Annotated in this window: 11 protein-coding genes; 2 read left to right on the top strand and 9 right to left on the bottom strand. The window is 64.7% G+C overall.

The window, feature by feature from the left end; genetic code table 11:
- Nucleotides 1–169 precede the first annotated feature (169 nt).
- Both EN884_RS10570 and EN884_RS10565 read right to left on the bottom strand, forming a co-directional pair.
- Nucleotides 170–1,144 (bottom strand): alpha-ketoacid dehydrogenase subunit beta, encoded by a 975-nt coding sequence (locus EN884_RS10570; RefSeq protein ID WP_063168739.1) that lies wholly within the window; start codon nucleotides 1,142–1,144, stop codon nucleotides 170–172.
- Nucleotide 1,145: 1 nt separating this feature from the next.
- The gene (locus tag EN884_RS10565) at nucleotides 1,146–2,117 is read right to left on the bottom strand and encodes a thiamine pyrophosphate-dependent dehydrogenase E1 component subunit alpha (RefSeq protein WP_158515799.1); all 972 of its coding nucleotides are present in this window, start codon (nucleotides 2,115–2,117) and stop codon (nucleotides 1,146–1,148) included.
- 103 nt (nucleotides 2,118–2,220) lie between these two features.
- Here EN884_RS10565 and EN884_RS10560 point away from each other — a divergent pair, with 103 nt between their 5' ends.
- On the top strand, nucleotides 2,221–2,967 hold the full coding sequence (locus EN884_RS10560; protein ID WP_063168737.1) for an SDR family oxidoreductase: 747 nt from the start codon (nucleotides 2,221–2,223) through the stop codon (nucleotides 2,965–2,967).
- Nucleotides 2,968–3,007: 40 nt separating this feature from the next.
- On the opposite strand, the gene EN884_RS10555 is transcribed toward EN884_RS10560, so the two are convergent.
- From EN884_RS10555 to EN884_RS10540, 4 genes are read right to left on the bottom strand one after another with little or no spacing between them, the layout of a single operon-like run.
- On the bottom strand, nucleotides 3,008–4,747 hold the full coding sequence (locus EN884_RS10555) for a cobalamin-dependent protein (protein WP_063168736.1): 1,740 nt from the start codon (nucleotides 4,745–4,747) through the stop codon (nucleotides 3,008–3,010).
- A complete protein-coding gene (locus EN884_RS10550; RefSeq protein ID WP_063168735.1) occupies nucleotides 4,744–5,556 on the bottom strand; it encodes an alpha/beta hydrolase in 813 nt (270 codons plus the stop codon). The genes EN884_RS10555 and EN884_RS10550 overlap by 4 nt, the downstream gene beginning before the upstream one ends.
- Nucleotides 5,556–6,332 carry an aspartate dehydrogenase gene (locus EN884_RS10545; protein ID WP_128360547.1) on the bottom strand — a complete coding sequence of 259 codons (777 nt, stop codon included), beginning with the start codon at nucleotides 6,330–6,332 and terminating at the stop codon, nucleotides 5,556–5,558. Before EN884_RS10545 ends, EN884_RS10550 begins: the two co-directional genes overlap by 1 nt.
- 11 nt (nucleotides 6,333–6,343) lie before the next feature.
- Entirely contained in the window at nucleotides 6,344–6,880 is a 537-nt protein-coding gene (locus EN884_RS10540) for a cupin domain-containing protein (RefSeq protein WP_063168733.1), read from the bottom strand.
- Between the two features lie 150 nt (nucleotides 6,881–7,030).
- Between EN884_RS10540 and EN884_RS10535 the strand changes: the two genes are divergently transcribed.
- Nucleotides 7,031–8,635, top strand: a complete 1,605-nt coding sequence (locus EN884_RS10535; protein ID WP_199489654.1) for an FAD-dependent oxidoreductase — start codon at nucleotides 7,031–7,033, stop codon at nucleotides 8,633–8,635.
- A gap of 227 nt (nucleotides 8,636–8,862) precedes the next feature.
- On the opposite strand, the gene EN884_RS10525 is transcribed toward EN884_RS10535, so the two are convergent.
- From EN884_RS10525 to EN884_RS10515, 3 genes are all read right to left on the bottom strand, one after another.
- Complete coding sequence (locus tag EN884_RS10525) at nucleotides 8,863–9,675, bottom strand: NAD(P)-dependent oxidoreductase (protein WP_063168731.1); 813 nt, start codon at nucleotides 9,673–9,675, stop codon at nucleotides 8,863–8,865.
- Between the two features lie 3 nt (nucleotides 9,676–9,678).
- Nucleotides 9,679–10,881: a pyridoxal phosphate-dependent aminotransferase gene (locus tag EN884_RS10520; RefSeq protein WP_063168730.1), complete on the bottom strand. Its 1,203-nt coding sequence runs from the start codon at nucleotides 10,879–10,881 to the stop codon at nucleotides 9,679–9,681.
- The coding region (locus EN884_RS10515; protein WP_164894966.1) for a hydantoinase B/oxoprolinase family protein at nucleotides 10,878–11,361 on the bottom strand (484 nt) is incomplete at its 5' end. The genes EN884_RS10515 and EN884_RS10520, both read right to left, overlap by 4 nt.

Below are 11,361 nucleotides of genomic sequence, written 5' to 3'. Positions count from 1 at the left end.
GCTTCGATTTCGGTCGCGGCCTTGGCCGTCTCGACGGTGACGACCAGATCGCCGGCCTTGACCGGATCGCCTGGCTTCACCGCCCAGGCGATCACCAGCACGGCTTCCATGTATTCGCCGCCGGCGCTGTCGATGCTGATCGGATGGGTCGCCATCGCCGCCGCCTCCGTCACTTCAGCGTCTTCAGCGCGGCGGTGCGGATCTTCTCGGCACTTGGCAGCATCGCCGTTTCCAGCGGCTCGGAATAGGGGATCGGCATGTCCGGCAGCGTGACGCGCGCGACCGGCGCGTCCAGCTCGTCGAAGGCGTGATCCATGATCGTTGCCGAAAGCTCGGCGGCGTAGCCGCAAAAGCGCCAGCCCTCGTTGACCACCACGGCATGGTGCGTTTTCGCGATCGAGGCGACGATGGCGTTGACATCCAGCGGGCGCAGCGACCGGAGATCGACGATCTCGGCCGAAACACCGTCGGCTGCGAGAAGATCCGCGGCTTTCAGTGCCTCGACCACCATCTTGGAGGTGGCGAATATCGAGATATCGTTGCCTTCGCGCAGGGTTGCCGCCTTGCCGAGCGGCACGGTCACATCGCCTTCCGGCACCTCGCCGCGGGTGTTGTAGAGCAGCTTGTGCTCGAGGAAGACCACCGGCTGGTCGTCGCGGATCGCGGCCTTCAGCATGCCCTTGGCGTCGGCGGGCGTCGAAGGAGCAACGACCTTGATGCCGGGTATGTGGGCAAGCATGGAATCGAGCGACTTGGAGTGCTGCGCGCCGGCGCCGGCGCCGCCGCCGCCCTGCGTACGCAGCACGAACGGCATCTTGACCTGGCCGTTCCAGATGTAATTGTAGATCGATGCCTGGTTGACCAGCGCATCGAGCGTCAGCGGCACGAAATCCGCATACATGATTTCCAGCACCGGCCGCGTGCCGGTCATCGCGGCGGTCACGGCCATGGCGGTCAGCGCCTGTTCGGAGATCGGCGTGTCGCGCACCCGCGTTTCGCCGAATTCCTCCATCAGCCCTTTCGTCACCTTGAAGACGCCGCCATAGCGTCCGATGTCCTCGCCGAAGACGAAGACGGAGGGGTCGGCCTGCATCTCTTCGCGCAGTGCCGCATTGAGCGCTTCGGCATACCGCATCATGGCCATGTCAGTGTGCCTCGCTGTAGGGGTTGCAGGCTTCGTCGAGCGAGAATTCGGGCATCGGGTCGGAGAGGGCCGCCGCGAATGCCTCGTCGACCTCAGCTCTGGCCGCCACCTCGATTGCCGCGAGTTTCGCCTCGCCGACGTCGCCCAAAAGCGCCTTGCGCGAGACGAGCAACGGGTCACGTTCCTTCCAGGCCGCAATATCCTCCGGCTTCTGGTAACCGCCCATGTCGGAGGTGGAGAAACCTTCGACGCGGTAGGTCTTACATTCGACCATGCCTGGGCCTTCGCCGCGCCTGGCGCGCTCGACCATGGCCGACACGGCACGGTAGACAGCCACCGCGTCATTGCCGTCGACGATCTCGGCCGGCATCGCGTAGCCGGCGGCGCGGATCGACAGGTCCTCGACCGGCGACTGGACCTCGGAGGGAACGGTCAGGCCGAACTGGTTGTGTTCGAGCACGAAGACGACCGGCAATTTCCACAGCCCCGCCATGTTCATGGCTTCGTGGCAGATGCCGGTTTGCGCGGCGCCGTCGCCAAAGACGCACATGGCGACATTGCCGGTGCCGAGGATCTGCATCGACAGCGCCATGCCGGTGGCGGCTGGAATGCCCGCGCCGACAATGGCATTGCCGCCGATCACGCCCTTTTCGGCATCGGCCACCAGCATGTGGCCGGCGCGCCCGCCGCAGGCACCGGTGGCCCGCCCGAAGATCTCGGCCACCACCGGGTGCACGGCCATGCCCTTGCCGATATAGACCGCGTGGCCACGATGGGTGGTGGCGACCTTGTCGCCGGCCTCCAGCACGGCGGTCGCGGCGACGCCGACGGCTTCCTGGCCATCGCAGCGATGGATCGGACCGCGCGTGCGTCCTTCCTTGTGAAGCGCCCCAAGGCCCTCTTCGAGATGCCGCACCAGCAGCATCCGGCGATAGATTTCCAGATGTTGTTCGACGGAAGGAGTGTTTTTCACCGATATCCCCGAGTTCGTGCCGAAATTAAATACAAAAGTGTCGACACTTTGCAAGCGCTTCTGCAAGATAGGGCAAAACAAGTTTGTGAAAAGGGGATCGATCATGCGTTTGGAGGGCAAGGCGGCCATCGTCACCGGAGCCGGCGCCGGTATCGGCGCGGCCGTCACGGAACTGTTTGCGAAGGAGGGCGCGCGCGTTCTGGTCGTCGATCGCGACGGCGCGCGGGCCGGCGAGGTGGCCGGCAGGACCGGAGCGCTGGCCTGGGAGGCGGACGTCTCGGACGAAGTCTCCGTGGCGACGATGGTGCGCCGCGCGCAAGAGGCCTTCGGCCGGGTGGACATTCTGGTCAACAATGCCGGTTACGGCATACGCGGTTCGGTTGTCACCACCGCGGCGGCGGATTGGGACGCGCTCATGGCCGTGAACCTCAAGGGCGTCTTTCTCTGCTCCAAATATGTCATTCCCGTCATGGCCGCGGGCGGCGGCGGGGTGATCGTGAACACCGCTTCCAACGTGGCCCATGTCGGACTTGCCGATCGGGCGGCCTATGTCGCCTCCAAGGGCGGCGTCGCGGCGCTGACGCGTGCCATGGCGCTTGACCATGTTGCGGACAAGATCCGCGTCAACGCCGTGGCACCGGGTGTGACCTGGTCGAGCTATTTCGAAACCATGCTGGAAACCCATCCCGATCCTCAGGGGTTTGTCGCGGCATTGAACGCGCGCTCACCGATGAATCGCGTCGCGCAGCCGGTTGAAATCGCAAATGCAATCCTGTGGCTCGCCAGTGACGAATCCTCTTTCGCCACCGGCTCGATCCTGACGGTCGACGGCGGCATGACCGCCTGGTAAGGCACGCCCCTGTCGTTGCGTAAGACGAAGCCTGCCCGTTTCAGGCAACGGGCCGGATGGAACGCAGGGCACGCAGCATCTCGTCGAGGTCGGCGCAGGGCAGGCAGCCTAGGTCTGCTATATCCTTGGTCACGTCGACCGGCAGGCCCGAATTGGACTCCTTGGGCACTTCGTTCAATCGTCCGCCGATGAGCACCGGCAAGGCAAGTCCGCGTGCCGCCATCGCTGCTTTCACCGCCTGTGCATAACGCAGCGCCACGCCATTGTAAGTGCTGACGGCGATCGCATCGGCCCCGGTTTCGGCGGCGCGGGCGACGAGTGTTTCCGGGTCGACGGCCACACCGGCATCGGCGATGACGATGCCCAGGCCTTCAAGCGCCTGTTCGACGAGATATTTTCCGTGCTCATGCACGTCGGTCGTGCCGATGCAGACGGTCAGGGGTCTAGGGCTTTCCAGCGGCTTTTGCGTCGCGACCCAGGCGACGGCCTTGTGGTTGAGCTCGCGCGCCCATTCGGCATGGATCAGCGGCGTGCGTCCGCGGATGCCGTCCGCGCCCGGGCCGAACAGCGCCTCCATGCGCTTCGGCCCCATGCGGCGGATGGCGAACATCAGCGCGGCCGGGTCTTCGGTATCCACCCCGCGCTCGGCCAGCCCTTTCATGACGGCACCGGCAAAGCGACGCCCGCCTTCGACCAGCACATCGGCCATCGCCTCCACCCTGGCCCAGTCGAAGACGGGGTCGTAGAAGGGGGCGTGCAGCGTGAGCCGGTGCGCGAAGGTTTGTGCGTCGATGATCTCGTCGACATCGGGAATGCGCTGGTTCTCGGTTACCGGTACCGGATTGATCGCATGGCCGGAGGGCCATCGCCCGACAGCCAGTATGTCGGCCAGGAGATAACTCGCCAGGGTTGCGTAATTGCCTGCCGGGGTCGACTGGTAGGAAACGGTGTTGCCGAAGATCATGGTGCCCGGCGTATCGCTGACCCGCACCAGCGCGGCATGGAAGGCAGCGCGCGACAGTGGATCGCTGAAGTGGTGGCCGTAGCAATGGCCGAGCCGCGCGCCGATCAGATCCTCGACGATGTGCTTTTCGACCAGCACCATGCCGAGCGCGCAGGCCATGTCGATGAACAGCCCGGCGAAGCCGTCGTCGAGATTGGAATGGACAAGGATTTCGGCATCCTGCGCGGCAATCAGGCCGAGGGCGGTGACGGTCGCTTCGGTGGTCGCGACATCATCGTCCCAGTAGGGCAGCCGGAAGGTGAAATACTGCCCCAGATTGCCGATGGCCGTTGCACCGGCGGCGATGGCGGCGCGGGTGTTTTCCACCGCGCCCGGCAGGCCGAGCATGAAGTCGCCGAAATGCGCGGCAGCGGGCGCGGCGTTGGTGATGCGGGCGAAATCCTCGGGGCCGGTGAGCACGATGCCGGTGCCGCGCGCGGCCTTTGCACGCATGGCTTGGGGATAACCCATCGACCAGTCGAGGGTGATGCCGAAACGGTCGACCGTTACCCCTGCCTTGCGGCATTGCTCATGCACCTCGCCGATCGCGGCCACGGTGCGGTCGACGCTTCTGAAGCCGATATGGGCGTGCTGCATGACTCGCTTTTCGGCCGCTGCCTTGCGCTTCCATGCGGCTTCGGACGGCATCCCAGTCTCGGTCAGGAAGCGGCAGCTGCCGAGGCGCCAGTCGCGCGCCATGACGCGTCCTTCGGCGAGGAGCTCGGCGCCAGGCTTGAGGCGCGGGTCGAGGAGGGCGGGGCTGAGGTCAGCGATCATGATGCTTTGCGATCAAGGTGAGCTTCGACAATGAAACGGCGAATGATGGCGGCAAGACCTTCGGGGTCGGCGAGGGGGTGAAAATGCGCACCGGGAACTGAAACAAACCGGGCATCCGGTATTGCCGCAGCGATCGCCTCCGAAAGGGCTGGCGGTGTCAGGATATCGCCGGTGGCCGCAATCACTTGAACCGGGGTGTCGATGCGCGGCAGATCGGCAAGGCGATCATGGTCGAGCAGCATGCGCACGCGCGCAGCACTGACTGTCAGCGGCGCCAGGGTGTCAGGGGCGGCGGCGACGGCTGCGTCGAGTTCCCCGGCATGCGTTTCGAGGTAGGACGGTTCGTGGCAGAGCACATGGCCGAGGCGCTGATAGGTCTCGGCCAAGCCGGCCTCCAGCAGTTCGGCGCGAGCGCTGAAGAGCGTGCGGAAACGGCTGTCGGCTCGCGCCCAGGAACTGCTGATCGTATAGCTCAGGCCAAGTTCCGAATGATCGAGCGCCAGCACCTGCGCGATGGCGCCACCAGTGGAATGCCCGACAATATGGGCGGGACCGCCCGTCTGCGCCAGCAGGCCGGCAATGTCGCTGGCGATCAGGGGAATGGAATAGGGGCTTTCGGGGCGATCGCTGCGACCGGCGCCGCGATGGTCGGTGACGATGACGCGATGGTCGGCCTCGAGCAGGCGTACCACACCAGTCCAGAACCTTCCATCACCGCCGAGCCCGGAGATGAGGATGAGGCGTGGGCCGGCGCTGCCTGATGTCTCGTAGTGGATGCGGCAGCCATCGGCGGCGGTGAAGAAGGGCATCAGCTGAGGCCCTCCCTGTCGAGCAACTCGCCAAGCGCCGCGACGAGACTGAGCGCCGTGAGCATCGAGGTTTTCGGATTGTTGGGCGAGGGTGCGTTGACGAGGCGGAAGGAGGCGGTGCCGGCGGTGCTCTCGACCTCGATTTCATGCATGGTGCCGGCAGCTTTCGGATCGGCAACCACGCGCACTGTGACTTTGTCGATACCTGCAGCGAGCGCCACGGCGAAGGCGGCGTTGAGGTTTTTCGGATAGAGCTTTGCCGCTTGCGCCGGCGTGCCTTCGAAGAGGGATACCGCGTCGTGCTCGGCCGACAGGCCAAGAGTGGCAAGCTCGACTTCCCAAGCTGTCGGCGGCTTGCGCGAGGTGTAGCGCACCCGCGCCTCAGGAAGTGCGGCTATCGCCCTGAGATAGTCGAGACCGCCCAACGCGCCTGACGGCAGGACCAAGCGCGCGCCGCTATTGCGCGAAGCATCGGTCAGCCTCGCGGCAAGGATCGGATCGGCGAATGCACCGATCGAAGCGATGATGGTCGGGATGCCGGCTTCGAGAAGCGCGGGCACATAAGCGGCCACCGCCTCCTGGCTTGCCGCCTCCACCACCGCCCGGGGGCGCGGACCGATCAGCGCGTCAAGCTGCGTGACAGTGCTGACATTCGCCGGCAAGTCGCGGCGGGTACCTTCGCGCATCAGCGCCACCCAGCAAACCGAGTCCACTGGGAAAGCTGAGACGATCTCGCGCGCGATCGTGCCGAAGCCGATGAGGCCGAGCGTCACCATCCGAGGCTTCTTCAGGGATTCTGCCTCAGGGGATCGAACTTGTCGGCGAGGTCTGCCCCGAACACCGTCTTGCGCTCGATTTCCAGAACGTTTTCGGGGCGCGGGAAATTGGACGGCACACGGTCACCTGGCTTGCGCGGCTTGCCGATCAGGCGAAAGAAATCCTCGAGCCCGTTCGGCACGATCAACCAGATCCAGCGCAGGCGCGTGTCGCCGTCGTTGATGAACATGTGTCGGACATTCTTCGGCAGGAACACCACGCTGTCCGGTTCCAGCGGATATTCCTTGCCGTCGATGACGGCGCGGCCATGGCCTTCGATGACATAGACCGTCTCTTCGTTGCGGTCATGCGTGTGTTCGCGCACATAGCCGCCGGGCGCTACCGACTGCGTGCCCAGCGCGAAGGGGTGCTCCATGCCGACGATGTGCGGCGCGAGCGCCACGTCGATATGGCCGTTTGCGGGAACCGGCTGCCAGTAGCTTTCGCGCGTTTCGGTTCCGGAAACATGGATGCCAGAGGGCGCGGGTGGAAGGTTGGTGTCGTCCATGGCTCTGCCTGTCGAATGGAGCTGCGAAGGTCGTTCGGGCGCGTTGCTGACTTGGAGAGGGTACAGCGCAAAAAGTGTCGACACAATAGTAGACAGATTAAATTTCGTGCCTCTATATAGTGCTGTGTCGATGATGGCAGGGGAATGCCGATGGGCGAGTACGATGTTCTGGTGATCGGTTCGGGATCGGCGGCCTGCTCGGCAGCGCTGCGGGCCGCCAAGGGTGGCCTCAGGGTGCTCGTCATCGAAAAGAGCGAATGGTTGGGCGGCACCTCGGCCATGTCCGGTGCCGGGGTCTGGATACCCGCCAACCATGTCGCGGCCGAAGCCGGCATCGCCGACAGCCGCGAGGATGCGCTCGCCTATCTGCGTGCGGTCGCGCCCGAAGGATGGGAGCAGAAGGAAGATGCGCTCTGGGGCGCTTTCGCCAAGGCCGCGCCGGACATGCTGCACTTTCTGTCCGTCAACACGCCGCTCGATTTTCGCTTGATCAACGAGCCCGATCCCTTTGCCGAAGCGCCGGGCGGGAAACTCTATGGCCGCATGCTCTCGCCGAGGCCGCTCAGCCGCCGTCTCCTCGGCAAGTTTGCGCGGAGTCTGCGCCGCTCCACCTTGCCGCACAGCTTTACCTACCAGGAGATCGTCGACCTCGATCTCTATCACCATCCCATCCGCGCCGGGTTCAAGGTCTGGCCGAAGCTTCTATGGCGATGGCTGACGAATTCCGGCGGCCAGGGCACGGCACTGATGACCGGGCTGATCAAGGGCTGCCTCGATGCCGGCGTCACCTTTCAGCCGGGAACGCGCGCCGTCACCCTGCTTCAGGATCCGGACTCACGCATCGCCGGCGCGGAGGTGGAGAGCAAGGGCCGGCGCACGAAGATCGTCGCGCGCCGCGGCGTCGTCATCGCAACCGGCGGCTTCGAATGGGACGCCGAGATGCGCGCACGCCACTTCCCCGGCGCCTTCGACCGGATCGGCAGCCCGCGCGGCAATGAGGGCGACGGCCAGAAGCTTGCGGCTTCCGTCGGCGCGCAATTGGACCGCATGGATCAGGCGAACGTCTATCCCTGCCTGCCGACGCGCTACCAGGGACAGTCGCACGGCTTGCCGATGACCTTCCAGGCCGAGCCGCATTCGATCGTGGTCGATCGCGAGGGAAAGCGCTTTGTCAGCGAAAACGCCTTCAACATCGGCGAGGCGATCGATGCGCGCGGACCGGATGGCGAGCCCGTCCATCTGCCCTGCTATCTCGTTGGCGATAATCGTTTCCTCAAAACCTCGCTGCCTTTCCGCTGGTATGCCTCCTACGAGCGCGACTGGATCAAGAAGGCCGATACCATCGCTGGCCTTGCCGCCAAGCTCGGGTTGCCGGCGGCGGCGCTGGAGGAGACGATCGCGCGCTGGAACGGCTTTTGCGAGAACGGGCACGATGCGGACTTCCACCGCGGCGATAATGGTTGGGAGGCATACAAGGCGCATGGCCCCGAGAACCGGCTGAAGCCGATCGACAAGGCGCCCTACGTCGGCATGACGATCAATCGCTCGATCCTCGGCACCAAGGGCGGGGCCCGGACCAACGAGCGGGCGCAGGTGTTGAGACCGGACGGCTCGATCATTCCCGGCCTTTATGCGGCAGGGCTTGCGATGGCCAACCCCATCGGCACGCGCGCCGTAGGGGCCGGCACCACGCTCGGCCCGAACCTGACCTGGGGCTTCATTGCGGCCGAGACGATCCTGCATCAGAACAGGTGATCGCGGAAGCCTACATGGCAGACGGCACCGAACCTCAGAAGCACACCGGAGGCATGGGGGTGATCGCCGGAGCCTACGGTCTTGCACGATCGCCGGTGTCGCCCTGGCCTGAACGTCCCGGAAGCGCTTCATGATCATTATTCGGCTGTCGCCGTGAATTGCAGGGAGCCGTAGGGGTGTTGGTGGATGTTTCGTCTTCGCCATCTAGCGGATTGGTTTTTTGATAGTTACGCCCGCTTGTCGTCCGGATGGCCAAGCTCGCAGAACCACCCGCCCAGATACTTCACCGATGGCGCCTTGGGATCCGGAATCTGCGTCTTCGCCTCGACCGCTGCGCGGAATGGCTCGGCGCTGTCTTGCGGGATGAACCCCAGATGGTTGGCGCCGCTGTTGTCGACCATTTTCAGCTTGTTGTCGGATATGCCGAACGAGATTGTGTGCCCGACGCGCGGCGCCGTCAGTGCTGCTTCGACCAGACGAACGCAGTCGGCGAAGGAAAGATACGACCACAGCATGCGTCGGTCGGCCGGTTCGGGAAAGGACGAGAAGATACGCAGGCAAGCCGTCTCAATGCCGAACTTGTCCCAGTAGAGCCGGCTCAGGCTTTCGACGAAATTCTTCGACACGCCGTAGAGGCTGTCGGGGCGCACCGGCGCATCGACGCCGATATGGGCTTCGACTTCATGATAGCCGATGGCATGCACCGAGGAAGCATAGATAACCCGCTTCACGCCGTGTTTCCGGGCGCCTTCGTAGATGTGGTAGGATCCGCGAATGCTGGAATCCAGGATCGTTTGCCATTCGCATTCAAGCGGCGCACCGCCGAAATGCACGATCGCGTCGCAGTCCTTGGTGGCCGCAAGTGTAGCCTCCATGTCGGCGAGATCGAAGACCGCTTCTTCCTCGTGAGGAGCAAGATCGCCGAACGGTTCGCGACCCGCCAGGCGGATCGTTTTTGCCAGCGGCACCAGCCCCTTTCGCAGTTCCGAGCCAAGCCGGCCGGCGGCGCCGGTGATCAGGATGCGTTCGTAATGCGGCATGGTCTACTCCACTTGCGCGACGGCGGCGTTGATCCGCGCGATCGCCTCGGCAAGCACCTCCTCGCTGGTGGCGGTGGAGATACGAAAATAAGGTGAAAGTCCGTAGGCAGTGCCCGGCACCGAGGCCACGCGGCCTTCGTTCAGAAGATAGGTCGCCACCGCCGTATCGTCCTCCAGCATGACGCCTTTTGGGGTCCTGCGGCCGATCAGGCTGGCGCAACCGATATAGGCATAGAAAGCTCCTTCCGGCGGCGGCAGCGTCAGGCCGTTGATGCGCCTTATGCCATCGACGACCAGGTTCCTGCGCGCCTCGAATGCATCGCGGAAACGAGCCACCTCGTCCTGCGGGCCATTCAGTGCGGCGACCGTCGCCGCCTGGGCAATCGAGCAGACCGAAGTGACCGACTGGCTCTGGATGATCGACATCGCCTTGACGAGTGGTGCCGGGCCGGCTGCATAACCGACACGCCAGCCGGTCATCGCATAGGCCTTGGCCACGCCGTTGACGATGAGGCTTCGGTCCTTGAGGTCAGGGCAGGCCTTGCCGAAGGATACGAATTCGCGGTTATCGAAGATGATGTGCTCATAGATCTCGTCCGACAGGATGAGCACCTGCGGATGCCTGGCAAGGACAGCGCCAAGCGCCTTGAGATCGTCGGCCGAGTAGACCGCTCCGGATGGATTGCCGGGCATGTTCAGGAACAGCCACTTGGTTCTCGGCCCGATCGCCTTTTCCAAGAGTTCGGGCGTCAGCCTGAAGCCGCCGCTTTCCCTGCATTCGACCGTGACGGGCGTGCCGCCTAGCAGCTTCACCATCTCAGGATAGGAGACGAAATAGGGCGCGGGCAGGATGGCCTCGTCGCCGGGTTCCAGCGTCGCCATCAGCGCGTTGAAGATGATCTGCTTGGCGCCGTTGGCCACGACGATGTCGTCGGCCGTGTAGTCCAGTCCGTTCTCGCGCCTGAACTTCCCGGCCACGGCCTCGCGCACTTCCGGCGAGCCGGCTGCGGCGGTGTAGAGGGTCTGGCCCGCTTTGGCGGCTGCATAGGCCGCTTCGATGATGTGGGCAGGCGTCGGAAAATCAGGTTCGCCAAGGCCAAGGTCGATGACGTCGACGCCTTTGACCCGTAGCGCCTTGGCCGCCTGCGAGGCGGCCATCGAAGCCGACGGCTTGACCACGGACAGGCGCGAGGAAATGTAGCTCATCGGCTTTTCTCCGAAATATAGCCCCTGGACACGTCCTGTGCCCGCGCCTCCGTACTGCGCCTGGAGGGATCGCCATAGCCGCCACCGCCAGGAAGTTCCAGCACCAGACGACGCCCTGCCGGAACGTGCTGCCAGCCCTTGGGGCGCATCAGCGTGCCATCGTCGAGCCTGACGATGCCGGCTATCCCGTCCTTGCCGCCATCGCGTCCCTTGGCCGGATGGTTGACCCGGTCGAACATGGCGGAAAAATCGAACTCGTGGCCTTCAGTGGCCGCGATTTCGAGGATCTGGCCGAGGCCGCCGCGAAATTCCCCGTCGCCCCCGGAATCGGGACGCAGTTCCTTGCGCCAGATGACGATCGGCCCGGTGTGCTCGGTCGCCTCGATCGGCATGGTATGGACACCGGACGGAAAGGCGGTGGCGGACAGCCCGTCCAACGTCGGGCGGGCCCCCATGCCGCCGGAATTGAACATCAGCACC

The organism is Mesorhizobium sp. M7A.F.Ca.AU.001.01.1.1, assembly GCF_004022735.1.
In the GTDB taxonomy this organism is placed as follows: Bacteria; Pseudomonadota; Alphaproteobacteria; order Rhizobiales; family Rhizobiaceae; genus Mesorhizobium; species Mesorhizobium ciceri.
This window is presented reverse-complemented; position numbering and strand designations above follow the sequence as displayed.